The sequence below is a fragment of the Chloroflexota bacterium genome, assembly GCA_016197225.1.
Lineage (GTDB): Bacteria > Chloroflexota > Anaerolineae > Anaerolineales > VGOW01 > VGOW01.
Genome location: JACPWC010000029.1, coordinates 13,761 through 39,126 on the forward strand (window position 1 = coordinate 13,761; position 25,366 = coordinate 39,126).

At 59.4% G+C, this 25,366-nt stretch carries 23 protein-coding genes; 19 read left to right on the top strand and 4 right to left on the bottom strand.

What is annotated here, in order from left to right; all coding sequences use genetic code 11:
* Positions 1-91: 91 nt before the first annotated feature.
* The 18 genes from mgtE (at position 92) to HYZ49_05290 (ending at position 19,476) form a co-directional block, all read left to right on the top strand.
* Positions 92-1,456: a magnesium transporter gene (gene mgtE, locus HYZ49_05205; GenBank protein MBI3241673.1), complete on the top strand. Its 1,365-nt coding sequence runs from the start codon at positions 92-94 to the stop codon at positions 1,454-1,456.
* On the top strand, positions 1,453-2,865 hold the full coding sequence (pabB, locus tag HYZ49_05210; GenBank protein MBI3241674.1) for an aminodeoxychorismate synthase component I: 1,413 nt from the start codon (positions 1,453-1,455) through the stop codon (positions 2,863-2,865). The genes mgtE and pabB overlap by 4 nt, the downstream gene beginning before the upstream one ends.
* A complete protein-coding gene (locus tag HYZ49_05215; GenBank protein MBI3241675.1) occupies positions 2,862-3,752 on the top strand; it encodes an aminotransferase class IV family protein in 891 nt (296 codons plus the stop codon). The genes pabB and HYZ49_05215 overlap by 4 nt, the downstream gene beginning before the upstream one ends.
* Complete coding sequence (locus HYZ49_05220; GenBank protein ID MBI3241676.1) at positions 3,745-4,566, top strand: ChbG/HpnK family deacetylase; 822 nt, start codon at positions 3,745-3,747, stop codon at positions 4,564-4,566. Before HYZ49_05215 ends, HYZ49_05220 begins: the two co-directional genes overlap by 8 nt.
* Positions 4,567-4,568: 2 nt before the next feature.
* Positions 4,569-5,225, top strand: coding sequence for a class I SAM-dependent methyltransferase (locus HYZ49_05225; GenBank protein ID MBI3241677.1), 657 nt, complete (start codon positions 4,569-4,571; stop codon positions 5,223-5,225).
* A 95-nt stretch (positions 5,226-5,320) separates the two neighbouring features.
* Positions 5,321-6,379 carry a TrkA family potassium uptake protein gene (locus HYZ49_05230; GenBank protein ID MBI3241678.1) on the top strand — a complete coding sequence of 353 codons (1,059 nt, stop codon included), beginning with the start codon at positions 5,321-5,323 and terminating at the stop codon, positions 6,377-6,379.
* Between the two features lie 113 nt (positions 6,380-6,492).
* Positions 6,493-7,593, top strand: a complete 1,101-nt coding sequence (locus HYZ49_05235; protein ID MBI3241679.1) for a complex I NDUFA9 subunit family protein — start codon at positions 6,493-6,495, stop codon at positions 7,591-7,593.
* Complete coding sequence (locus HYZ49_05240; protein ID MBI3241680.1) at positions 7,556-7,798, top strand: Uma2 family endonuclease; 243 nt, start codon at positions 7,556-7,558, stop codon at positions 7,796-7,798. The genes HYZ49_05235 and HYZ49_05240 overlap by 38 nt, the downstream gene beginning before the upstream one ends.
* A gap of 3 nt (positions 7,799-7,801) precedes the next feature.
* Positions 7,802-8,431 (top strand): uridine kinase, encoded by a 630-nt coding sequence (udk, locus tag HYZ49_05245; protein MBI3241681.1) that lies wholly within the window; start codon positions 7,802-7,804, stop codon positions 8,429-8,431.
* 99 nt (positions 8,432-8,530) lie between these two features.
* The gene (locus HYZ49_05250; GenBank protein MBI3241682.1) at positions 8,531-9,469 is read left to right on the top strand and encodes a glycosyltransferase family 4 protein; all 939 of its coding nucleotides are present in this window, start codon (positions 8,531-8,533) and stop codon (positions 9,467-9,469) included.
* Between the two features lie 73 nt (positions 9,470-9,542).
* The gene (locus tag HYZ49_05255; GenBank protein MBI3241683.1) at positions 9,543-10,586 is read left to right on the top strand and encodes a glycosyltransferase family 4 protein; all 1,044 of its coding nucleotides are present in this window, start codon (positions 9,543-9,545) and stop codon (positions 10,584-10,586) included.
* The gene (locus tag HYZ49_05260; GenBank protein MBI3241684.1) at positions 10,570-11,553 is read left to right on the top strand and encodes a glycosyltransferase family 4 protein; all 984 of its coding nucleotides are present in this window, start codon (positions 10,570-10,572) and stop codon (positions 11,551-11,553) included. The genes HYZ49_05255 and HYZ49_05260 overlap by 17 nt, the downstream gene beginning before the upstream one ends.
* 11 nt (positions 11,554-11,564) lie before the next feature.
* Positions 11,565-12,656: a glycosyltransferase gene (locus tag HYZ49_05265; GenBank protein MBI3241685.1), complete on the top strand. Its 1,092-nt coding sequence runs from the start codon at positions 11,565-11,567 to the stop codon at positions 12,654-12,656.
* Between the two features lie 86 nt (positions 12,657-12,742).
* On the top strand, positions 12,743-15,967 hold the full coding sequence (locus tag HYZ49_05270; GenBank protein ID MBI3241686.1) for an O-antigen ligase family protein: 3,225 nt from the start codon (positions 12,743-12,745) through the stop codon (positions 15,965-15,967).
* A 112-nt stretch (positions 15,968-16,079) separates the two neighbouring features.
* The gene (locus HYZ49_05275; protein ID MBI3241687.1) at positions 16,080-16,670 is read left to right on the top strand and encodes a VTT domain-containing protein; all 591 of its coding nucleotides are present in this window, start codon (positions 16,080-16,082) and stop codon (positions 16,668-16,670) included.
* A gap of 2 nt (positions 16,671-16,672) precedes the next feature.
* Positions 16,673-17,647 (top strand): glycosyltransferase family 2 protein, encoded by a 975-nt coding sequence (locus tag HYZ49_05280; protein MBI3241688.1) that lies wholly within the window; start codon positions 16,673-16,675, stop codon positions 17,645-17,647.
* Positions 17,648-17,725: 78 nt separating this feature from the next.
* Positions 17,726-18,640 (top strand): glycosyltransferase family 2 protein, encoded by a 915-nt coding sequence (locus HYZ49_05285; GenBank protein MBI3241689.1) that lies wholly within the window; start codon positions 17,726-17,728, stop codon positions 18,638-18,640.
* An 11-nt stretch (positions 18,641-18,651) separates the two neighbouring features.
* Positions 18,652-19,476 carry a glycosyltransferase family 2 protein gene (locus HYZ49_05290; GenBank protein ID MBI3241690.1) on the top strand — a complete coding sequence of 275 codons (825 nt, stop codon included), beginning with the start codon at positions 18,652-18,654 and terminating at the stop codon, positions 19,474-19,476.
* A gap of 130 nt (positions 19,477-19,606) precedes the next feature.
* Here HYZ49_05290 and HYZ49_05295 read toward each other — a convergent pair whose 3' ends face one another.
* The 4 genes from HYZ49_05295 to argS form a co-directional block, all read right to left on the bottom strand.
* Positions 19,607-20,551: a hypothetical protein gene (locus tag HYZ49_05295; protein MBI3241691.1), complete on the bottom strand. Its 945-nt coding sequence runs from the start codon at positions 20,549-20,551 to the stop codon at positions 19,607-19,609.
* A gap of 6 nt (positions 20,552-20,557) precedes the next feature.
* Positions 20,558-21,985 (bottom strand): FAD-binding oxidoreductase, encoded by a 1,428-nt coding sequence (locus HYZ49_05300; GenBank protein MBI3241692.1) that lies wholly within the window; start codon positions 21,983-21,985, stop codon positions 20,558-20,560.
* Between the two features lie 67 nt (positions 21,986-22,052).
* Positions 22,053-22,823: an SDR family NAD(P)-dependent oxidoreductase gene (locus HYZ49_05305; GenBank protein MBI3241693.1), complete on the bottom strand. Its 771-nt coding sequence runs from the start codon at positions 22,821-22,823 to the stop codon at positions 22,053-22,055.
* A gap of 97 nt (positions 22,824-22,920) precedes the next feature.
* Complete coding sequence (gene argS / locus HYZ49_05310; protein ID MBI3241694.1) at positions 22,921-24,729, bottom strand: arginine--tRNA ligase; 1,809 nt, start codon at positions 24,727-24,729, stop codon at positions 22,921-22,923.
* 109 nt (positions 24,730-24,838) lie between these two features.
* Here argS and HYZ49_05315 point away from each other — a divergent pair, with 109 nt between their 5' ends.
* Entirely contained in the window at positions 24,839-25,360 is a 522-nt protein-coding gene (locus HYZ49_05315) for a DinB family protein (protein MBI3241695.1), read from the top strand.
* The last annotated feature ends 6 nt before the right edge of the window (positions 25,361-25,366 follow it).

Below are 25,366 nucleotides of genomic sequence, written 5' to 3' on the forward strand. Positions count from 1 at the left end.
CCCACTGCTGAGTCCCATTCAGTTGTTCCGCGCTTCAGCCGCGCCTCGACTCAACAGTCGGGGCGCGATTCTTTAGCCAAAGGAGATCGCCATGGAACAACTGTTGATTGATCGCACCCTCGACCGTATCCGCGCCGCGCTCGAGGCCGGGCAGGTGGACGAAGCCATCACTGCCCTCACCAGTCTCCACCCCGCCGACCAGGCTGAAGCCTTCGCCGAACTGGAGCCGGAAGACCAGGCCGAAGTTCTGCCCCGGCTCGACGCCGAAGAAACCGCCGAGATCATCGAACGACTTGAAGATGAGGACGCCATGCAAGTGGCGGCTCAACTCTCTCCAGACCGTCTGGCCGACGTGCTCGACGAGATGGAGCCGGACGACGCCGCCGATGTGCTGGGCGACCTTTCACCGGAACGGGCCGCCACCGTCCTGGCCCAGATGGACGCCGAGCAGGCGGAGGACGTCAAACCACTGTTGGCCTACGAGGACGACACCGCCGGCGGCCTGATGACGCCTGACATTCCTCATCTGCGGCGGCAGATGACGTGCCAGCAAGCCATTGAGCACATCCGCAAGCTTCACCCGGACACCGAAACGCCGTATTACCTTTACGTCGTAGACCGAAACGGCAAACTCATCGGCGTCGTCGGCCTGCGCGACTTAATCATCGCCGAACCAGCCACCTCTGTTGAAGCCGTGATGAATCCCAACATCATCAGCGTCCCGCTTGGCACCGACCAGGAAGAGTGCGCCCGGGTCATCACCCGCTACGGCTTGCTTGCCCTGCCGGTGGTAGACCCCGAAGGCCGGCTGGTGGGCATGATCAGCCACGACGACATTGTCGAAGTCATGGAAGAAGAAGCCACCGAAGATATGTATCGCCTGGCTAACGTTTCCGACAGCGACCTGCAAGTCTTCAGCCCCATGAGTCTCTCGGTGAAAAAGCGATTGCCCTGGCTACTCGTCAACCTCTTCACCGCCTTTCTGGCCGCTTCAGTCGTCAGTTTTTTCGAGGCCACCATTGCCAAAGTTGCGGTGCTGGCTGTCTTTCAATCCATCGTGGCCGGCCAGGGCGGCAACGCTGGAACCCAAACCCTGGCCATGATGGTGCGCGGCATGGCCCTGGGCGAGATAGAATTTAAAGACGCCTTGCGAGCCGTTACCCGCGAAGCCGGAATTGGCGTCTTGCACGGCCTGGCCGTCGGCATTTGTGTTGCCATCGGCGCTTACTTGTGGAAAGGCATTCCGGTGCTGGGCCTCATCATCGGGCTGGCCATGGTTGGCAACATGATCGCCGCCGGCATCGCCGGAACCCTGGTGCCGCTCACGCTCAAGCTACTCAAGCTCGATCCGGCCCTGGCCTCCGCCGTCATCGTCACCACCGTGACCGATTGCGTTGGCTTTGGTTTGTTTTTGGGATTGGCGACTCTGTTCTTGCCATACTTACAGACTCGATGATCACGCCTCTCGTCCTCGAAACATGGCCCGACCCCGAGCCGCCGGTGGAGATGTTCGACCGTCTCCCACACGAACCATTTCGCTTCCTGCTCGAAAGCCAGGGCGGGCCGGGAGACATTGCCCGCTGGTCGTTCCTGAGCCACCGCCCGTTTCTGCGCTTTCAGAGTCGAGGCCGAGTGCTGACTCTTTGGGATGACAAGGGGACTCGCCAATGGGAAGGTGATCCGCTGGAAGCAATGGAGACGTTGCTGGCTCAACACGCGGTGGCGGCCTCACCGGGGTCGCCGCCGTTCACCGGGGGCGCGGTCGGCTACTTCAGCTACGATCTTGGCCGCCAAATCGAGCGACTACCCGACACTGCTCACGACGATCTGCAACTGCCCGAAATCCACCTGGCTTTCTACGATCATCTCATTGCGATTGATCATCACCAGCAAAGCGGCGCCCTCATCGCCCTGCCCTTGCCAGGGCGTGAAACGAAAGCCATTGAGGCAGCTCAGGAGCTTATTCAATTCTTACGAAACTCTCCCCCCTCTCCTGAACTCGCTTTTAGAGTTCAGGAGAGGAGGGTGAGGTCCAACTTCACCCGTCCTCAATACTGCCAATCCGTCGAGCGCGCCCTTGAACGCATCGGCGCTGGACACATCTATCAAGTCAATCTCTCGCAACGCTTTACGGCGCCGCTGAACAGTTCCGCCGAATCACTTTACCGGATACTGCGCGCCAACAACCCGGCCCCCTTCGCCGCCTTTCTCGATCTCGGCGATTTCCAAATAGTCAGCGCCTCGCCCGAACGATTTTTGTTTGTAGCGCCGCTCGCGCGCCGCGTCGAAACCCGGCCCATCAAAGGCACGCGCCCGCGTGGCAAGACGCCCGGCGACGACGAGCGCCTGAAAGCCGAACTGATTGCCAGCGAGAAAGACGCCGCCGAGTTGGTGATGATTGTGGATTTGGAGCGTAACGACCTGGGGCGCGTTTGTGAGTTCGGCTCGGTGCGCGTGCCTGACCTGCGCCGCGTTGAAGCCTATCCGACCGTTTGGCATACGGTCGCCACAGTGGAAGGCCGATTGCGCCCCAACGTCACTCGCGCCGACTTGCTGCGGGCAACGTTCCCCGGCGGCTCGATCACCGGCGCGCCAAAGATTCGCGCCATGCAGATCATTGAAGAGCTTGAGGGCCTGCGCCGCCACGTCTACTGCGGCTCGATTGGCTATCTGGGTTTCGACGGAACGCTGGATTTGAACATCGCCATCCGCACCCTCACCCTCGTCAATGGGCAGGCCTATTTTCATGCCGGCGGCGGCATCGTCGCCGATTCACAGCCCGAAGACGAATACGAAGAGACTTTGCACAAAGCGCAGGCGTTGGCGAATGCGCTCGGTTTTGACGTGAGGCAAATTAGCTCATGAGCAAAATCTGGGTTGAAGCCAACGGCATCGGCCAACTACTCGCCGACGATTCGCCGGTCGCAGGTATGAGTGATCGCGGCTTTGCTTACGGTGACGGCTTGTTTGAGACGATCCGCATCAGCAAAGGCGAGCCGCTTTTCCTGGCCCGCCATCTGCAACGGCTCCTCGACGGGCTGGAACAGTTGACATTCCCATCCGTCTGGAATGCTGGCATGTTGATCGAACGTAGCCGGAATTTGATCCACGAGAATAATGTGAGCGAGGGCATTCTGCGGCTTGTCGTTTCACGAGGCGGCGGCCCACGCGGCTTTGAGCCGCCGGCCTCCGCACACCCATCGTTATTTATTCAAGCCTTCAATACTCCCTCTCCCGTCGGCGCGCTAACTGACGGGAGAGGCGATCAAGGGGTGAGGGCCATCCTCGTTCCCTGGAAAGCAGACCCGTCTTCACCGCTGTGCTACCTCAAACACCTGAGCGCGCTCGACAAAGTGCTGGCCCAAAAAAACGCCAAACTGGCGGGCGCAGACGAAGCGCTCTTGCAAAACATCAACGGCCACCTTACCGAGGCCACCTCCTCAAACCTGTTTCTGGTCGTCGGCGGCCAAATCCTCACCCCGGCTTTGCGTTGCGGCTTGTTGTCCGGAGTCGCTCGCGGCCTTCTGCTCGAAACGTCACCACGCCGTATCGTCGAGACTGAAATTCCAATCACAATACTGGCTGAAGCCGGCGAAGCCTTTCTCACCAATGTTGTCGTCGGAGTCCGGCCACTGGTGAGAGTTGGTAGTCAAGTGATCGGCAATGGTGAGCCTGGGCCGATCACCCAAATGATGGCCGAACACTATCAAGGGCTGTGCGCCCAAGCCGCTCAAGGAAAACCTGATGTCTAAACACCTGATCGTCAACGCCGACGACTACGGTCGAACCGCCTCTGTTTCCAGAGGCATTCGCCAGGCCCATCTGCATGGCATCGTTACTACCACTACGGCCATGATGAATTTCCCCACTGCTCAAGAAGATTTGCGAGTTGCAATGGCCGAATGTCCCCGCCTGGGCCTGGGCGTGCATCTCACCCTTACTGCCGGTCACCCGGTCCTGCCGCCGGAACAAGTGCAGTCTCTGGTGACTGGTCGAGGCCTTTTTCCTTCTATGTTTCAATTTGTCATGATGGAAAAACGCATCAATTCCGCTGAGCTTCGGGCCGAGTGGCAGGCGCAGATCGGAAAATTTCTAGCGACAGGCGCGATGCTCGATCACCTCGACAGCCACCATCACACGTCATACCTCAGCCAAATTGCTTTCAATGTCATGCTCGACCTGGCCAACGAATACCGCGTTTCCATTCGCAGCCCCTTTAACGCCAACACAAACGACATAGCTGGAGCTGGCGCATTCGCCGGTCAAAGCGCTGAAAATGTCCGGCGGTTGATTCAGGAAAGGCAAATCAAGCGCCCTGACAATTTCGTCGCCGGTTTTTTTGGTAAAGGCGCAACTCTTGCCAACTTGTGCGACACCCTCAACACTTTGCCTGACGGCGTTACCGAGATCATGTGTCACCCCGGCTTCGTAGATGAAGATATTTTGAACAATAGCTCTTACGACCGGCAGAGAGAAGAAGAGATAAAGGTTTTGACGTCAGTTGAAGTTAGAGAAGCCATTCAAGAGCATGGGATTGAACTGGCTACGTTCGGGGCTGTGCTCTAATTATGCGACTACTGCTCCGCGCCTTCTTTCGATTACTCTACAACGAATTCGCTTTCACTTACGACCTCGTCAGTTGGACGGTGTCCGTCGGCCAGTGGCGCGAGTGGCAGAGGCAGGCCATCCCCTTCATCGTCGGCGAAACCGTGTTGGAGGTGGCGCACGGCACGGGCGATCTGCAAATTGATCTGGCGGCGAAAGGCTACAAGCCGGTGGCGTTCGACCTGTCGCCTTACATGGGCCAGATCGCCAAGAAGAAATTAGCGCGGCACAATCTGTTTCCACCGTTTGTGCGCGGCAGTGTCACCGCCCTGCCGTTTCCGTCAGGCCATTTCACCACCATCGTCTCCACTTTTCCAGCCGAGTTCATCGTTCACCCTGAGGCCGTGCGCGAGTTCAAACGTGTGCTGGCGAGCGGAGCGAGCGGCGGGCGCATGATTTTCGTCCCGGCGGCCACCATCATTCCCGGCCACATCGCCGACCGGCTGGCGCAATGGCTGTTTGAGGTGACAGGCCAGAGCACCGCACCCGAGCCGGACGGCGGCGGCTGGCCGCCCCGGCTGACGCAAGCCTATCAGGCCGCCGGGTTCGAAATCAGGATTGAACGTGTGCCGCTGGCTCGCAGTCTGGTTTGGGTCGTCGTGGCAGAAAGCCATGAGTGAAGTGTGGAAACACGTGATTAGAGAATTAGAGATTAGAGATTTGACGTTTCACGTTTTACGTTTGACTTTCCCATTCTGAAGTAAAATCTCCCCTCATGAACCTTATCTGGCATCGCGCCAAACATCGATTGCCACAACTGCGAAACCTGCGGGCCAGCATCCGCGACACTCTCGTTTTGCTCAACGAATTCAAGGACACGCTGATCGGTTTCAGCCTGACCCTGATCGTCGGCGGCTGGGTGTATTCTCAGCTTTCCAAAATCGCCGGAACCGAGTTGTCATTGGCCGAGTCCACTTTCCTCATCCTGTCCATGATTTTCCTGCAGGCCAACACGTCGTTTCCGAACGAGTGGTATCGGCAGATTTTCTTTTTCGTCATGCCCGTCATCGGGCTGGCGTTGCTGGCGCGCGGGGCAGACTTTGGCGTTCTGCTTTTCAATCGCCGCTTACGAGGGGAGGCCTGGCAAATGGCAATCGCATCAACGTATTCCGATCACATTATTCTGATTGGCCTGGGGCATCTCGGCTTTCGGGTGGCGCGCGAATTGCACAACCTGGGCGACGATGTGGTCGTCATCGAACTCGATCCCAAAGCCGACTTGCTGGCCGAGGCGCAGACGATGAACATCCCCATCATTCAGGCTGACGCGACCAAGCCTGAGACGCTGAACGCGGCGGGCATCGCCCGCGCCCGTGTCGTCATCGTTTGCACTTCCAATGACACTATGAATTTGCAAATGGCGATCAAGGCCCGCACCCTCAACAGCAGCACCCGGATTCTGGTGCGGGTGTTTGACGAAGAGTTCGCCCGACAGATCGAAAATCAGTTCGGGATCGATCAGGTGTTTAGCGCCTCCACGTTGGCCGCCCCGGCCATCGCCGGGGCGGCGGCCCAGTCCGACGTCACCAGCCCCATCACCCTCTCCGGTCGTCCCCTCAGTCTGGCCCGTTTTTCCATCAAAAGCAAATCGTCGCTAATCGGCCAAACCATCGAAAAAGTTGAGGACAATTTCGATTGCACCATCGTCTTGCTTGAGCGAAAGGGTCGCGCCGATCTGCACCCGAAGAATCACGAGGCGCTGGCGGCGGGCGATCAGATCGCCGTCTTTGCCGAGCCGGGAACGCTCAACAAACTCTCGCGGGCGAATCGTTGATTCAGCGATAAGATTCAGTTCAACTTTTCAGACCTGCCGGGTCTCGTCCATTTCGCTTCGCTACAGATGCTTCGCAAGACCCGGCAGGTCTGGCTGAATCTTGAGAGGGTTCTATGATTCTTGTCACTGGCGCGTCCGGTTATCTCGGCAGTCACATCCTCAAACGGCTGGCAGAGGCGGGCAAACCTGTGCGAGCATTAGTGCGTAGCCGGGCCTGGGCCGAGGCTGAAGGCCGCCTGGTCGGGCTGAACGTCGAGTGGGTCGAGGGCGATGTCACCAAGCCTGAGACTCTTGCCAACGCCGTCAAAGGCGTAGAGGCCGTTATTCACACGGTGGCGATTGCCATTGAAAAAGGCGGTCGCACCTATGAGTCCATCAACTACCAGGGCACGATCAATATTGTAAACGCGGCCAAAGCCGCCGGAGTCAACCGCTTCGTCAACATTTGCCAGTTGGGAGCCGACTCTAAACTGCCCTACCGTTTTCTCGCTTCCAAAGGCAGAGCGCAGGAATACGTGGCCGCTTCGGGTTTGGAGTGGACGGCGTTCCGGCCTTCGGTGATCTGGGGGCCGGAAGACGAGTTCGCCAACACCTTCGCCAGACTCGCGCCGCTCTCGCCGATCATCTATCCTATCATCGGCGACGGGCAGGCGAAGTTTCAATCGGTGTGGGTCGAGGACGTGGCAACCGCCGCCGTCAAGTCGCTCGATGATCCTTCCACCCTCGGCCAGGATTTTGAACTTGGCGGGCCGGAGGTGCTGACCATCGCCGAAGTTGAACGGCGCGCGCTTCAAGCAATTGGCGCGCGGCGGCTGATGATCCCCCTGCCCCTTCCCATTCTCCGAATCATCGTAGCGTTAATGCAGGTCATCTTCCCCGCGCCGCCCGTCACCACCAGCCTGCTCGACTTGCTGGGCGTGGACAACACGACGAAGAACAATGCCCTCAGCCGATTTGTGTCCCAGCCAAAACCGTTCACGGTTGAAAACATTTCGCCTTACATGCGCCGATTCAAAGTCGGCGATACACTGCGGCAACGAAGTGCTTGTCGCGCCCTTGCGCATCAAGCTTTGGGAAGAGAAATATCGCGAGCCAGATGTTGTGTTCATGTCTGCGCAAAACGCCGCCCGGCGCGGCGAAGACTTTTGGCTTGGGGCAGACCTGGTGATGGAAGTGGTGAGCGAGGGCCTGGAGAACAGAGAGCGCGACCTTGAGAAAAAGCGTAAAGACTATGCCGAAGGCGGCATCCCCGAATACTGGATCATTGACCCTCAAGAGCAAAAGATTACCGTTCTCAAACTTGAAGGCGTGGCGTATGCCGTTCACGGCGAATTTGCGCCGGGCGTGTCAGCCTCCTCTGCGCTTTTGAACGGCTTCTCGGTGGATGTTGAAGCCGTGTTTGCGGCGGCGAAACAATAGCCAGTGACTCCCTCTCACGCCCCTGTTGTCATCGGCCTTGCCGGGGGAACCGGCTCCGGTAAAACCACTGTCGCCAACGCCATCCTCACCCACGTCGGAGCCGACCGGATCGCCGCCGTGCCCCACGATGCCTACTACCACAACCTCGACCAACTCGCCCCGCCCCTGCGCGACGCCCTCAACTTCGATCATCCCGACTCGCTCGAAACAGAACTGCTGATCGAGCATCTGCGCCAACTAAAATCCGGCCAGCCTATTAAAGTGCCGATCTACGACTTTACGACGTACGCCCGCGCCCGCCAGACCGCGCGCGTTGAACCCCGGCCCGTCATCCTGGTGGACGGCATCCTCATCCTGGCCGAACCGGCCCTGCGCCAACTCTTCGACATGAAAATCTACGTGGACACCGACGCCGACCTGCGCTTCATCCGCCGCCTCGAACGCGACGTGGCCGAGCGCGGGCGCACGCCGCAATCGGTCATCAAACAATACCTCACCACCGTCCGCCCGATGCACCTGGAATTCGTCGAACCCTCCAAACGCTACGCCGATGTCATCATCCCCGAAGGCGGCCACAATCAAGTCGCCATCGAAATGGTTGTGGCTCGCATCGAAGCCCTGCTGAGGCGGTAAACACCCCTGCGCGTCCTCCTCACTTCGCACATCTACGCCGCGCCGACCAACCGGATCAAGTTCGACGCGCTCCGCGCCGCCGGGGTCGAGTTGACGGTTGTGACCGCCGACCGCTGGCAAGAGGCCTTGTTCGACGTGCCGCCGTCACCTGATGAAAACCTGATCTCGCTCCCGACCCTCTTCACCGGGCGCAACAACGCCTTTCTCTATCGCGCCAACTTGCGCCGCATCTTGCTTCAAGCCCGGCCCGACGTTTTGCACATCGAGCAAGAGCCGGTAAGCCTGGTGATGGTGCAATGGTTGTTCGCGGCGCGCGGCCTGCCTATCAAAATCACTTTCTTCATCTGGGAGAACCTCGCTCGCCGTCTCTCGCCGCTTCAGCGTTGGATCGAAGGCTTGACATTGAACCAAGCCAAAGGTTGTATAGCCGGCAACACCGAGGCCGCGAACTTACTGAGAGCAAAAGGCTTCTCAGGCAAAATTGTCGTCAGCCCGATTCTGGGAATCGATTCCACCAAAAGTCATTCCGAGCCGCGAAGCGGCAAAGGCAAGTTCACTGTTGGCTTCGTCGGCAGGCTGGTGAGGGAGAAAGGGATCAGAGTGTTGAACGAAGCCGTGCGCGGGCTGGACGCGCGCCTGCTGGCTGTAGGCAAAGGGCCGGAGTCGGTAAATGGCGAAGTAACGGGCGGCGTGAGGCCGGAGCAGGTGAACGACTACTTGCGCCAGATGGATGTGCTGGTTCTGCCCTCGCTCACCACGCCAAAATGGAAGGAGCAGTTTGGCCGGGTTCTGATCGAAGCGATGGCTTGCGGCCTGCCCGTCATCGGCTCAAACTCTGGCGCGATCCCGGAGACGATTGGTGACACCGGGCTGATCGTGCCAGAGGGCGATGTGGCCGCACTACGAGCGGCCATCGTCAGACTGAAGGATGATGCAAAGCTACGAGCCGAGCTATCGCGGCGAGGCCTGGAGCGGGTAAAGCGGTGGTCACACGAAACGATTGCGAAAGAATTGATGGGTTTATGGCAATCCATTTGAACCGCAAAGGCGCGAAGAACGCAAAGAATTACAAGAAACCTTCGCGCCCTTCGCGTCTTCGCGGTGAGATTTTATGAGCAACAAACTGAAAGTTCTCATCGTTGATCACGCGCCAATCTTTGGCGGCGTAGAAGCGATGATTACAGATTTGATCGGCGCAATGGATCGCGAGAAGTTCACGCTGACGATGGCTACTGACACAGCCAGTCGTGTCGAGTTTCGCGATGTTGACGTTCGCCGCCTGCCAATGCCGCGCGTGCGCGAGAATTTGGCGGCGATGATTACCGCCGGGCTGAGGCTGGCGGCGGTTGCCCGTCACGCGCAAGCGGACGTGATGATGACGACGACGGCTCGCACCCACGCAATTGGCGCGGTGGCGGCGCGAGTCTCCGGCGCGCCGCTCGTCTGGCGGTTGGCCGACGACACGTTTCCCCTGCCGCTGGCGGCGACCCTGTCGTCCATTCCCAAACGCATCATCACCGTGTCGTCGTTCATCGCCGGTCGTTGCTCGCCGAGTCCTGCTAAAACCATCATCATCCCCGATGGCCTACCTGACACACAACCACAAACGAAGCTCACACTAAACACGGGCAAGCCGGTAGCCGTGATGATTGCGCGGCTGGTGCGCTGGAAAGGGCACGCAGTTTTTGCGCGGGCGGTAAAATTGGCGAACGTGGCCGGGGTCATCGTCGGCGGTGAGGATGAGTCGGAAGGGGAATTGGGGGGCAAGGGGTTGAAGGCTGAGTTGGCGGCCCTCAACGGCGAGATTCAGTTTCTGGGCCAGCGATCGGACGTGCGCGACATTCTCGCCGCAAGCGATATTTTTATTCACGCTTCGACTCGACCTGAACCATTTGGACGTGTCCTTGTTCAAGCGATGCTGGCCGGCGTGCCGGTGATTGCCTCTCGCGCCGGGGCAACCGCCGAAGTGGTGGGCAACGCCGGTTTACTTGTTCCCACTGGCGACGTTGAAGCATTAGCTGAGGCGTTGAAAATGGACGCGGTCACGCGGGCGCGGCTGGGGCGCGAGGGACGCGAGCGGGCGCTGGCAAGATTCGAGTTGGGGGCGATGACGCGGCGGCTGGAACAGGTGTGGCAAGATGTTGCTGGCGTTTGATGCGCGGACGATAGGCGATCATTATCCCGGCATCGGGCGCTATGCGTTTGGATTGTGGTGGGCGCTGGGCGAGCGCGTGGGTGTGACCATCGTTGATCCGGCGTTGAGAAATACGAGATTTGAGATTGGAGGATTGCGGCGCGAGAGTTTCAGTGTGCGCTCGCCGCTGGCGCAGATTGATGTGCCGTTGAAGAGTCGCGGCGCAGATGTTTATTACTCGCCGTACTACCTGATGCCTTATATGTTGCCGTGTCCGGCAGTGGTAACTTTGTACGACGCCACGCCGTTGCTTGGGCCGGGCTTGCCGCCTCTGGCAAAATTGGCTTATCGTCTGGCTCACCGATTAGCAGGCGTTGCGGCGAAGCGGGTGATCGTGCTGAGCCAGTCGGCGCGGGAGGAGATTGCGGCGTTGGGCGTGCCGCGCGAAAAGATGCATGTCTGCCCGCCGGGGCTTGACCCCAAGTTTCGCCCAGCGACGAGAGATGAAACTGAGCGAGTGCGACAGAAGTATGATTTGCCGGACGAGTTCTGGCTGTGCTTCGGCTCGCGCAAATGGCACAAGAACACAGGGGCGGCGGTGGAGGCGATGAGGGGGCGGACGTTGCTCATCGTAGGGCACGCTTCGCGTGGCAATTTGCCCTACGTTGCCGAAGAAGATTTGCCCGCCGTGTATTCAGCATCACGCGGGCTAATGTTCCCATCATTGTGCGAAGGCTTCGGCCTACCCGTCGTCGAAGCTATGGCCTGCGGCACGCCGGTTGTCTGCCTGCCCGCGCCGGGGGTGAAAGAGGCGGCGGGTGAGGCGGCAGTGATGGCCGATGACATGACGACGGCGGCGCTGGCTGAGGCAGTTAATCAGTTAGATGATCTGGCAGTGCGAGAGTCAAAAATCGAAGCCGGGTTTGAATGGGTCAAACGGTTCACATGGGAAAACACGCTCGCAACAATTGAGAATTGCGCATTGTGAATTGAGTATTGATGAAAATCCTGCACGTTTACAAAGACTATTTCCCGGTGCTGGGCGGCATCGAGAATCACATTCGGACGTTGGCCGAAGGGCTGGCGGCGCGGGGGCACGAGGTGAGCGTGCTGGTTTGCCACACCGGGCCACACACCGAAGTTGCGACGATGAACGGCGTGCGCGTGATCCGGGCGGCGCGGGCGCGGACGGTTGCCAGCACGCCGCTCTCCGCCGAACTGCCGCGACTGCTGGCGCAGGAACACCCTGACATCACTCACCTGCACTTTCCTTATCCGTTTGGAGAAGTGAGTCACTGGTTGCGCGGAAGCGGTCACGGGCCAACCATCATCACCTACCACAGCGAGGTGGTGCGGCAAAAAGTGATTGGCGCATTTTACAGGCCAGTGATGCGCTGGGGCCTGCGTCGGGCAAAGGCCATCCTGGCGACGAGTCCGAATTATGTGGTATCGTCACCCGAGTTGGTGCGGCTGGGGAGCAAGTGCCTGGTTCTGCCGCTGGGCATAGACGTGGAGCGGTTCGCAACCCCGCCCCGGACTCGCCGCGAGCGCCCGACCCTGCTGTTCGTCGGGCGGCATCGCTACTACAAAGGTCTGAGCGATTTGCTGAAGGTCATGCCGGAGATTGACGCCGACTTGATCGTGGCCGGCGACGGGCCGATGAGGCCGGGCTGGGAGCGGCTGGCAGGTGAACTGGCGCTCGGCGAGAAGGTGCGCTTTCTCGGCACGGTTCCCGATGAAGCGTTGGCCGCTTTGTATCGAAGCGCCGACATTTTTGTCCTGCCAGCCAGCGCGCGCTCGGAGGCGTTTGGGATCGTTTTGCTCGAAGCGATGGCCGCCGGTTTGCCGTGCGTGACAACCGAGCTTGGCACGGGCACGTCTTACGTGGTGCAGGATGGCGTGACCGGGCTGGTCGTCCCGGCGCGCACCCCGCCCGCGCTGGCCGAGGCCCTCAACCGCCTGCTGGCCGACGAAGCCTTGCGGGCGCGCATGGGCGAAGCCGGGCAAGCGCGCGCGCGGCGCGAGTTTAGGCAGGAGACGATGGTGGAGAGGGTGGAGGCGGTATACCAAAGTGTTTGCGGCCAAAGGTAAAATCTCAACACAAAGACACCAAGGCGCTAAGACACCAAGTTTTCTTTGAGTCTTTGAGCCTTCGTGCCTTCGTGTCCAAGTATTGAATGCATTCCACAAAACTAAGTCGTTTCTGCGAAGGCCTGATGGAAGCGGGCTGGCTAGCGGCGCTAGTGCTGGCCCCGCTGTTCTTCAACTCATATTCGAGCCGCACCTTCGAGCCGGACAAGATCGCGCTCGTGCGAAGCATCGCGCTGATCATCGCGACTGCGTGGGCCGTGAAGCTGATTGAAGAACGCGGCCTGCGTTGGGAAGTCGTCGCCTTCAACCCGCGCCACAAGTTCGAGTCGTTCCGGCAGTTGCCGCTGGCCCTGCCGGTCGCCGCCCTGCTGGCCGTCACCCTCCTCTCAACCCTGCTCTCCCTCACGCCCCGCATCAGCTTCTGGGGATCGTACACGCGCCTGCAAGGCACGTATACGACGCTGGCCTATCTCGTCGTCTTCGCCGCCGTCGCCGTCAACCTGCGGCGCAAAGAGCAAGTCGAGCGCCTCGTCAACACCGTCATCTACGCCAGCCTGCCGGTGAGTCTGTACGGCGTCATGCAACGCCTGCGGATCGATCCTCTGCCCTGGGGCGAAGATACTTCGCAACGCATCACCTCCACCCTCGGCAACGCCATCTTCATCGCCGCCTACCTCATCATGGTCGTGCCGCTCACAGCCATGCGCATCGCGCAAACCTTCCGGGCAATCTTGCGCGAAGAAGCCGGGCTGACTCGCAACATCATCCTGGCCGCCGTCTACGTCTTCACCGGCGCGATGCAGTTGGTGGCGATCTGGTTCAGCGGCAGTCGCGGCCCCTGGCTGGGGTTGCTGGCTGGAATGTTTTTCTGGGCGATCTTAATGTCACTCGCCTTCAGACAGAAGAAAGTCACGCTGGGCATCCTCGGACTGGCCGGGGTAGCCGCCGCGTTTTTAATTACCCTGAATATTCCAAACGGGCCGTTGGAGTCCTTGCGGCAAACAACGTCGTTGGGCCGCCTCGGTCGAGTGTTTGAGGTGCAAGATGGCACGAGCAAAGTGCGGGTGTTGATCTGGAAGGGCGCGGTTGACCTGATCCTGCCGCACGATCCAATTGTGTACCCCGGCGGGCGGCCCGACCCGTTCAACCTGCTTCGGCCCATCGTCGGTTACGGGCCGGAGTCCATGTATGTGGCCTACAACCGTTTTTACCCGGCCGAGATCGGCCAGTACGAAGCCCGCACGGCCACACCGGATCGTTCGCACAACGAAACTTTCGACGCGTTGGTGACAACCGGCGTGCTGGGGCTGGTGGCTTACCTGACCGTGTTCGCGGCAGTGATTTACTACGGCTTAAAATGGCTGGGCCTGATCACGCCGCAAGACAAGTGGTTGTACGTCGGGCTGTACGCTGGCGGCGGTGCGCTTGGCGCTGTGACGCTGGTGGCCTGGCGCGGCCCGGCCTATTTTGGCGTTGGCCTGCCGTTTGGCATGTTGATCGGCTTACTGGCTTACCTGGCCTGGCTGGCCCTCAACCGGACTCTCAGGTCGAATCCTGAGCGGAGCGGCACGCGCCCTTCGACTACGACCACAAACGACGTGGCCTCCGCTCATGCGGAGCAGGCGCGCCGCGTAGTCGAAGGAGACGAGTGGAAGGCGCTGATCATCACCGCCCTGCTTGGCGGCATCGTGGCCCACTTCACCGAGATTCACTTCGGCATCGCCACCGTCTCGACCCGTTTGCACTTTTGGACTTACGCGGCTCTGCTGTTGGTGGTTGGTTGGGTGATGCCACTGAGGGTTTTACCCAAAGCTCAACAAACAGAGACGGCTGAACCGAAGTTAAGCCGACGGGCGAGAGCGGCTCGCGCCACCGAAAAACGCCCCTCAAACGCCAACGCCGCCACGGCCCTTTTCCCCATCTTCATCAACAGCCTAATTCTGGCGACGATGAGCTACAACTTTTTGGGCAACGCCGATAAAACGACGTCGGTTGCCGGAATGCTGGCCGAGTCGCTGACGAAGTTGAATGGGACGACGAGTTTCGGGATGTTGTTGCTGTTTGCCGTTGTCTGGTTTGTGGGCGTTGCCTGGAGCGAAAACGAACGTTGGGCGCTCATCACGCTGGCCGGGTCGGCCCTGGTGTGGCTGGTCTTTGCGTTCTACTATCTTGGTTCGCTGGGCGCGATTGCGGCCCGCGAACCGGCAAACATTCAAGAATTTTTGAGCACGATGCGGTTGGTGGGCGGCGTCATCTCCGGCTTTGTGATCTGGCTGACCGTCTTGCTGGCGTTTGGCGCAATCACATTGGCAACCGAGTGGCCGGTTGAACTGCTGGGCAATAAGGCGCAGATGGTGCTGGCCCCGGCTCTACTGGCGCTGGCTATCATGTTTGGCTATTTCTCAAATACGCGTTTGGTGCAGGCCGACATGGCTCACAAGGTAGCCCAACCCTGGGATCGGCAGGCGCGGTGGGATGTGGCGATTCCGCTTTACGAGCAGGCAATCAATCTTGCGCCGGAGCAGGATCAGTATTATCTGTTTTTGGGGCGGGCCTATTTGGAGGCCGCCAACCGCTCGACCGACCGGGTGGAGCAGGAGACAATTTTGAATGTGGCCCAGGGCGAATTGCAGGAAGCTCTGGCCCTCAATCCCCTCAACCCCGATCACAGCGCGAACCTGGCGCGGCTACTGCAACGCTGGGCGCGCACGACAACCGACCCGAACGAAGCCGACGTTCGCATCAACGCTGCCAACGGCCACTACGAAACGGCCCTCATGCTCAGCCCGAACAACCCCAGCCTCTGGAATGAGTGGGCGCGCTTCGATTTGAATTTGAAGAATGATTACGGAAGCGCGCTGGAGAAATTTAACAAGTCGTTGAGCCTGGACGATAAGTTCAACGAGACGTATGCCGCCCTGGGCGATTACTGGACTCAGGCGGGCGCCGTCGAGAGCGACCCGGGGACACAACTGGCCGATTACGAAAAAGCGGCAGGCTACTATCAGCAAGCCATCACTGCCGAAGCCTTCAAACCGGGCACGCCGCCTTTGCTCACCGCCCGGCTGGGGCTGGCGGCGGCGGAGAGGACGCTTGGCAATTTGGATGCGGCGATTGCGAGTTACGAAGATTTAATTGGCGTGGCCGGGCCGGAGTACAATGTGTGGTCGGTGCAGGAAACGCTGGCCGAGATTTATCTGGAAAAGGGCGACAAAGCCAAAGCATTGGACTACGCCAGCCAGGCGTTGGCCGCCGCGCCGGAGGCGGATAAAGCAGGCGTGCAGGCGTTGATTGAGAAGATTGGGAACTGATGATAGGCAGAGCTCCGGTCAACGAATGGGCAACGAATAAACGAATGGCCGCAAAGGCAAAGTATTCGTTTATTCGTTTCAAAATTCGTTGACTGGAAAGCATGAAAACGCCTTGTCTGAGTCTGCCACCAAGCCCACCAACTGGAAACTGACCGCCGCCCGCATTGGTGTGTTGCTGGCCGTGATCGCCATCTCGGTGTTCATCTATTCGATCCGCGATCAAATAGAGACCTTGCAGAGATTCGGCTATCCGGGGATTTTTGCCATCAACGTGCTGGGGAGCGCGACGATTGTTCTGCCTGCCCCGGCGCTGGCGCTGGTGTTTGCCATGGCGGCCTTGAAGTCGTCGGCGGGCGTGTTAGTCTTCAACCCTTTCTGGGTTGGCGTAGCCGCCGGTATCGGGGCGACGATTGGCGAGCTGTCGGGCTACGGGGCCGGGTTCTCCGGGCAAGCCATTGTGGGAAAAACGAAGCTCTATCAACGACTGCACGAGTTGACAGATCGCTACGGCATGTTCACGATCATCGTTCTAGCAATTCAACCGCTTCCCATTTTCGATCTGGCCGGTGTCGCCGCCGGGACACTCAAGATGCCGCTGGCGAAGTTCCTCTTAGCCACGCTGATCGGCAAGGTGATCAAGATGTGGATTGTGGCTTACGCCGGGGCAAATTCGATTGGGTGGATCGCACAGTTCTTCAAGTAAGTATGCCTCCCGCCCTTTCCATCGTCATCGTCACCTACAACTCCGCCGCCGTCATTCGCGATTGCCTTGAGTCAATTCCTTGCGGCTGGGACGACGAACATGACGACCGACGACCGACGACTGACGACCGACTATCATCTTTCGTCCGTCGTCCACCGTCTTCCGTCGAAGTCATCGTCGTAGACAACGGCTCGACCGACGGCACGGTTGACGTCATCCGCAACGAATTTCCCTGGGCACGACTGTTGGCAGATCATGGCAACCTGCTATTCGCGGGCGGCAACAACTATGGCTTCAAGCAAGCCACCGCGCCCCTCATCCTCATGCTCAACCCGGACACCGTCGTTCATCCCGGCGCGCTGAAAGCGCTGGTCGAGTTTGCGGACGTGCGCCCTGAAGCAGGTATGATCGCCCCGCGCGTCGTCAACCCGGACGGCTCACTGCAACACAACACCTTCCGCTTCCCCGACCTCAAACAAGCCTTCTTCGGCTTCTTCGAAATGCTGGCCCCGCTAGACTCGCAACAGAATGGCCGCTATCTGCCCGAGGACTATAACCGCGAGCGTGAAGTTGAGCACATCCTCGGCGCAACTCTCCTCTTCCGCCGCAAACTCTACGAGCAACTGCCGGGCATGGACGAAAAGTTCGGCATCTACTTTGAGGAGACCGACTGGTGCTACCGCGCTCGGCGGGCCGGGTGGAAACTGCTCTACACGCCGGCGGCCACCATCACCCACCTCGGCGCGCACAGCACATCCAAAAATCCCGAAAAGTCCTCGGCCCAGTTCTACAAGAGCCAGTCGTACTTCTACCGCAAAAACTACGGCCTGCTGAAATACACCGCCCTCAAGTGCCTCACCGTCGTCGGCCTGCTGTTCTGGCTGGCCCGCACCCTCAAGGGCTGGCTGACCGGTAAGGTAAGCGGCGAGAAGTTGCGGTTGAGATTGTGGAGCTATGGGGAAATTCTAAAGGCTTAGAATTCAGGAGCCAGAATACGGAAGCCAGAATATTTTTCGCTTCTGACTCCTGAATTCTGACTTCTGACTCCTGAACTGATGCAAGACGTTGCGATTATTATCGTCTCCCACAACTCCAAAGAATTCCTCACCGCTTGCCTGAGCACCGTCCGGGCCGCGACTGAAGGTTTGAGCGCCACAGTCTATTTGGTGGACAACGGCGGCAACGACGGCACGGCAGAGTTCGTTCGCCAGAACCACGGCTGGTGTGAAGTGATCGACTCACGGGCAAACGGCGGCTACTCGTTCGGCAACAACCTCGGCCTCAAGGCCGCCGGTTTCCCCGACTCGCCCCGGTTTCGCTACGCCCTGCTTCTCAACCCGGACACTGAAACACCGCCCGACGCCTTCCGCCGAATGCTTGACCACATGGACTCGCATCCTGACGTTGGTGTGCTCGGCCCCAAACTCGCGCTGGCCGACGGCTCGCTCGACCTGGCCTGTCGCCGGGGCGAGCCGACGCCGCTCACGTCGTTTTATTACATCTTCGGCCTCGCCAAAATTTTTCCGAAGAGTTCGCGCTTTGGCCGCTACAACATGACCTTCCTGCCTGAAGACGAAACCGCCGATGTGGACTCGGTTGTCGGCGCGTGCATGTTGATGCGCGGCGAAGCCATTTGCAAGGCCGGGTTGATGGACGAAAGCTTCTTCATGTACGGCGAAGACCTTGACCTCAACCTGCGAATCAAAAAGCAAGGCTACCGGGTTGTCTACTGGCCTGAAGTCGTGGTCAAGCACCTCAAGGGCACGTCTACGCGCAAACGACCGGAGCGCATGATCAACGCTTTCTATGATGCCATGCGCGTCTTTCATCGCAAGCACTACGAGAGCCACTACCCGGCTCCGTTCAACTGGCTGGTCTACGCCGCCATCGGCTTGGTGCGCCAGTACAAACTTCTGCGCGCCCGCCTCAGCCCGCCGGAGAAGCGCGTGGTGGGTTCAACTCGCGCTTGATACGGAGCGTAGTGATCACCTTCGTCGTCGTCAGTTATAACACTTGCGCTTATCTCGAACGTTGCCTCGCCACTCTCCCGGGCCCAACCATCGTGGTTGACAACGCTTCCACCGACGGCTCCGCTGAGTTGGCGACGATTCGCAACGAGCGCAATCTCGGTTTCGGGATGGCGGCCAACATCGGGATCAAAGCGGCGGTCACACCCTGGATATTTCTTCTCAACCCCGACGTTCAACTGTTACCGACCAGCCTCCCGCCCCTCCTCGCCGCCACTCAGGACTCGCGAGTCGGCATAATCGGCCCGTCACTGATCTCCCAGAATGGGGATGGTCGCCGCCAGCGTTCGACGTTTCCCGACCCGACCCTTTGGCGCGCAGTGAAGCGTCACCTTTTCTTCGCTGAAACCATCGCCGCCCGCTTCAGCAGACTTCGGAAGTCTGTTGAGACTTCCGAAGTCTCTGTTGATTGGCTACTCGGCGCGGCCATGCTCATCCGCCGCGAGTGCTGGGCGCAGATCGGCGGCTTCGACGAGTCTATTTTCTTGTACGGCGAAGATTGGGATTTTTGCTACCGCGCCCGCCAGGCAGGCTGGCGAGTGTTATTCGCGCCCGAAGCGCAAGTCATTCATCACGGCAATGCCGCCGGGGAAACTTTCGGCGAAGATCGGCTGACGCGAGTGACTCTTTCCGAACTGTATGTGATCGAGAAACATTACGGCGCGCGTCAGGCTCAAGCCCATCGCCTGCTGGCGACTCTCGGCTCGGCCCTGCGCGCGCCGTTCTCTGAAAAGCACAGGCGCTTACTCAAGGCGCTTCTGATCGGAAGCAAGAATTAACCGCGAAGACGCCAAGACCGCGAAGATTTTTCTTGATCTCTTTGCGTCCGCCTGCCCCGCTTCTTTTTGCGGGGTTGCGCCTTCGCGGTGAAATCATTTTGGAAGTTGGGCTTTTGGGATTTGGGGTTTTCTACGCGGTGACTTTCCAGCGTGGCGTTTTCCCCGTCAACACCGCCGCCACTTCTTCGGCAATGTCAACCCCGGCGCGGGTCTGGGCCTCGGCGGTTTGCGCCCCGACGTGCGGCGTGCCGATCACTTTGGGATGCGTCGTGAGCGGCGTGAGGCCCGGCGGCTCGGTCTCGAACACGTCAAGGGCGGCCCCGGCCACCTTGCCCGACTCCAACGCGGCCAGCAGTGCGGCTTCGTCAATCACCCCGCCCCGCGCCGCGCAGATCAGGCGCACGCCGTTTTTCATTCTGGCGAACGAGTCGGCGTTGATGAGATGTTTGGTTTGCGAGGTAAGGGGCGAGTGAATGGAAATGTAATCGGAGACGGCCAACAATTCGTCAAGGGTGGTGGGGTGCGCCTGCCGCTGGCGAACGTCATCGTCAGAGAGAAATGGGTCGTAAGCCATCACCCGCATGCCCAGAGCCACCGCGCGCCCGGCCACTGCCGCCCCAATCCGGCCAACGGCCACCAGGCCCAGCGTCTTGCCGTAAAGCTCGCTACCGCTCAAGCCGCTCTTCAGCCATTCGCCCTTTTTCAAGGCCGAGTCGGCGCGAGGGATTTCACGCGCCAGCGCCAACATCAGGCCCAGCGTCAGTTCGGCCACCGACACGGTGGCGGCCAGCGGTGAGTTGACAACGGTGATGCCTTTGGCCAGGGCCGCGGGCACGTCAATGTTGTCCACACCCACCCCGGCCCGGCCAATCACCTTCAGGCTCGTCCCGGCCTCAATCACTTTCGCCGTCACTTTGGTGCGACTGCGAACGACGAGGCCCTGATACTGCGGCAGGGCGGCGATCAGTTCGTCGGCGGCGATCTTCGGTTGCGTCACCACCTCGGCCACGCCCTGGAGCAATTTGATGCCGTCTTCGGCAAGGCCGTCGGAAATTAAAACTTTAGGTTTGGTCATGGGTATTTATCCTTTTTGATCCGGCGCACAGAACAAGCGCCGATAGAGTTCGGTTTGCAAGAGGCAGTTCGGGTCACAGCGGCGTTTGAACTCGGCGAAGCGGGCCAGCGTTTTCTCGCCTAGCGACTTCGCCACCGCATGTGAAGTAAGTGTGCTGTCTTTGGCGAAGTAGAAGCGGCCATTTGCTTGAAGAACGATCTCGCTCAAGTCGTCGGTGAGTTCTTGCAGGGCGGCGCGATTGCCGTTCGTCACTTTGAAATCCATCGCCAGCGAGTAGCCGTCCACCGCGTGGGAAAGCAAAAACTTGTCGGGGCGGTGGCGCTTGACCACAGCCAGGTAGTTCGGGAGGCCGCGCCGCTGAGTCGTTTTGAGAATCTCGCCAAAGGCATCGGCGGCGCTGGCGTTGGGAATAAAGCTCTGATATTGAATCAGCCCGTCGCGCCCGTACGACTTCTCCCAGTTCGGCACGTAGTCAAGCAGAAAATTGAAAGCCACGAGGGATTGCAGAAAAGTCTTGCGGTGGCTCAACGTGCGCGAGGCTACATATTTGGCCGTGTTGACCAAAGTGACGCCGGGGTTGTTGAAGAACGGTCTCATGAACAGCCACAGCACCGACTTGGGAACCAGCCCGAAAAAAGTGTCGGGCAACACCTGATACTCGCGCCGGAGTGTTTGCATCGAACTGGCGTCTTCACCGTCGTGCAGGTAATGAGCGCGATGCACCTGCCCCCGGCCCAGGCCACTGCCGCCCCACGTGCCGTCTACCCAGCCCACCAGGTAATCGCTGTCCGACTTCAACGGCTCCATCTCATCAATCATCTGCCGCAAGTTTGGCGAGGCCCAGGCTTCCACCCACAGGTTGCCGGAGTAGATGCGCTTCAGCTTCAAGGTGATTGAGGTGAACACGCCCAGCACGCCCACGCCGCTGATCATGGCGTAAAACAAATCGTCGTCGGGCGTGCAGGTGATTTCTTCGCCGGTCGGCAGTAACGCGGTGAACTCAAGGACGTGCTCGCCGATTGGCCCGGCGACGTAGTTGTTCTTGCCGTGAATGTTCATGCCGAGACAGCCGCCGAGGGTGGGGAACATGGTTCCGGGAACAACCGGCGGCCACCACCCATCCTCTAACGTGTGCTCCCACAAGCGTTGAATCGTCACACCCGGTTCAACTTTGATCACCCCCGTCTCCGGATTCCACTCCAGAATCCGATTCATGCGTTGCAGGTCGAGGACGATTTGGCCGCCGTTGAGAGAAGCGTCGACGTAACTGCGCCCCGCCCCGCGCAAGCCGAGGCTGAAACCGCTTTGCGCCGCCTGCCGAAACAGTCCGGCGATTTGCTCAACGTGAGTTGGACGGTAGAGGTAAGCGGGACTGCCGAGCGAGCGGCCAAAGTTTTGCAGAAGCGTCAGACGATCAAGAGAGGGAAAGGACATGAAGGCGATGATGGATGATGGACGACACACAACTGACAACGGTCGTCAACCGTCTGTCGTCCGTCGTCTAAATAGATAGCCGCCGGAAGATGAACGACGGGATGTGGCGGATGACGAACATCATCAGCCCCCAGCGGGCCGGGATGTAAATGGACTGCTTGCGGCGCTTGATGGCCGACCAAACGTCGGCGGCGACTTGCTCAGCCGAGATGACCCACATTCTGCGCTTGACGCCTTTGAGCATGTCGGTATCAACCATACCCGGTTTGACTGTAAGCACATGCACGCCTTTGCGCGACAGACGATTACGCAAGCCTTCGAGATAGGTGGTGAGCGCCGCTTTGCTGGAGTTGTAAACGGGGTTGATGACGCGCCCGCGATCCCCGGCCACCGACGAGATGCCTATAATGTGGCCGCCGCCCGTTCGTTCAAACATCGTCGCCGCCTGATCCAGCCAGGCCATCGCGCCCAGCACATTCACCTCAATCATCGCCTTGTCTTTCTCGAAGTTGAACTCCGAGAGGCCGGCGGGCGGCATTACGCCTGAGGCATATACAACAACGTCAATACGACCCAGGTCACGCAGGATAGATTGAAAGAGCGGCTGGGCTTGATCGAATTGAGTCACGTCATGTGGATAGGCGAAAGCGCGGCGCTGGTCGAGTTGAGTGTTGATCGCATCGCAAATCTGGTGGAGGCGGTCGGCGCGACGGGCGACGAGGGCCACGGCGTAGCCCTCGCGGGCCAGGCGGCGGGCCACTGCCTCGCCAATGCCCGACGACGCGCCGACGACGATTGCGCCTTGTGTGGGTTGAAGGGTTGAAGAGTTTGAGGCCATGATGGATAAAGACAAAACAGAAGCTTTCACCGCAAAGACGCAAAGAGCGCAAAGTTTTCTTCGCGTTCTTTGCGCCTTCGCGGTTCAAGTCACATAGTCACATCACATCCGGCGCCTGAATGTTGAGCAGGCGCAGAGCATTGGCCAGCGTTTGCCGCGCGGCGGCCACCAGCCGCAGGCGGGCGTTCTTCACCTGCTCGCTCTCGGCTTGCAGAACCGGCGTGCTGTGATAAAAACTGTGGAAGGTCTTGGCAAGTTCGTAAGCGTAGCTCGCCATGTGCAATGGCTTGTATTCCTGCGCCGCCAATTGCACCGTAGCCGGGAAACGCGAAAGCAGATCGATTAGCTCCGCCTCATGCTGGGTGAGCGGATAATCAAACAAAGCCGAAGACGGTGGAACGTTCTCAGCTTTCTTCAAGATGCTGTTCGCCCGGACGTAAGCATTTTGGATGTAAGGTGCGGTCTTGCCATCAAAGTTGAGCACCTCTTCCCACTTGAAGACAATGTCACGCGAATTATCCACTTCCAGCATGGCGTAGACAATTGCGCCCTGCCCCACCTTGCGCGCCACGCCGTTGCGCTGTTCCTCGGAAAGGTCGGGATTCTTCTCGGCGATGATGGCCTGCACTCGCCGGTACGCCTCGTCGGCGACATCGGTGAAATAGACAACGTTGCCTTTGCGCGACGACATGGCGCCTTCCGGCAGTGTCACCACGCCGTAAGCCAAGTGATGGCATTTGGCCGCCTGCGGAAAACCCCACAGCTCGAGAATTTTAAAAGCTTGCTGTAGATGCAGGCTCTGCCGGCTGTCTACCACATAGATTGAGCGGTCAACGTGATACTTCTCAAACTTTTGCTTGGCCAGCGCCAGGTCCTTGGTCAGGTAAAGTGTCGTGCCGTCGCTCCGCAAGATAACGCCCGTCCGATACTTTTCCTTCTTCAGGCCCAACTTCTCGTCAATCTTCACTATCACCGGGCCGCCCGTGGGCCGCTCGTCATCACCAATGCCGCGCTCGATCAATTCCTTCACAATCTCTTTGCCGGGCAGGCTGGCTTCGCTCTCGAAGAAGAACACATCAATCTTGATGCCCAACATCTTCAGAATGTCGTCCAGTTCGTCCAGGCTCCACTGGCGTGTCATCCGCCACAACTCTCGAATCTCAGGATCACCCGCGTCCCACAGTCGGTATACGTCGCGCCGCTCGGCGTCGTAGACCTCGCGTTGCGCCTTCTCTTCCGCTGTTTCATTCTCCTTTAGAGTCACCAGTGCATTGGCTTCAGTGTAAATCTTGGCCAGCCAGCGCCCGCGCTCGTGCACGCCTTGCGGCTCCTGGCCGCGATAAAACTTGCGATACGCCCAAACGCAGGTGAGCACGCCCAACCCTTCGTCGCCTGGATACGAAGCCCGAACCGTGTCGAACCCAGCGAACTCCACCAGCCGGGCCAGGGCTTCACCTAACAAGGCATTGCGCGCATGGCCGATGTGAAACGAGTGATGGGTGTTCGGTTGGGCATACTCCACCATCACCCGCTCGCCCTTCGGCGCTCCACGACCAAAATCGTTGCCCCCGACAACGGCGGCTTCCACCACGCGGGCGGCGTAAGTGGCCGTATCAAAATAAAAGTTGACGTAGGCTTTGTCGGCGGCCACACGCGAAAAACCGGCGAGCGCACCCAACTGTTCAGTCACCAGCGCCGCCAACTCCTGCGCCCGCGCCGGAACGTTCACCTTCTTACCTGAGCGCGCCTCGGCGGCGGCGGCCTGAAAGCAAACGTTCGTGCCGATGCCCCACTGCCCGGCAAACGGAGTCGGTTGCCACTTCACCTCGCCCGCGCCGGAAATGCCCAGCCCGGCCAGGATGCCGGTAATTTTGTCCCCAATAGTTGCCAGATCACTTTCAAACATTGCTACTCCAAGATAGAAACACCGAGTGGTTCACTCGGTGCATTGCCAAAATTGTAACATGAATGGCCTCACACCCTGTATAATTCAATCCCGACGAAAAGGAGCGCACATGCCCGACCGCAAAGAATTGATTCTCAAACGACTGGCTGAGGAGGGCGCAAAGACCGTCACCTTTTTCAAAGGGTTGGCCGACTCACAATGGGGGCAACAGGTGTACACCACCGGCCCGGAATGGCGCATCCGCGAATTGTTGGCGCACTTCGTGAGCGCCGAGCGGACGTTTGTGTTGTACGGCCACGACATTCTGGCTGGCGGCTCCGGTGCGCCCGAAGATTTTGTGATTGACGAGTTCAACGCGACCCAGGTGAGCGGGCTAAAAGAGGCGACGACGGCTAACCTGATTCAGCAGTTTGAAGCCGCCCGGACCGAGATCGTCGAAATCGCTCAAAGCATGGCCGACGCCGACTTCGACCGGGTTGGCCGCCACCCCTGGTTTGGCCGGGTTCCGCTGGAGAACATGCTCAAGCTCATCTATCGCCACAACATGATCCACCAGCGCGACATCGCCAAAGCGCTTGAAACCGGCCAGCCTGTGCCGCATGTGGATGTTGCGCCACCGACAGCAAGCTAGGAGGCA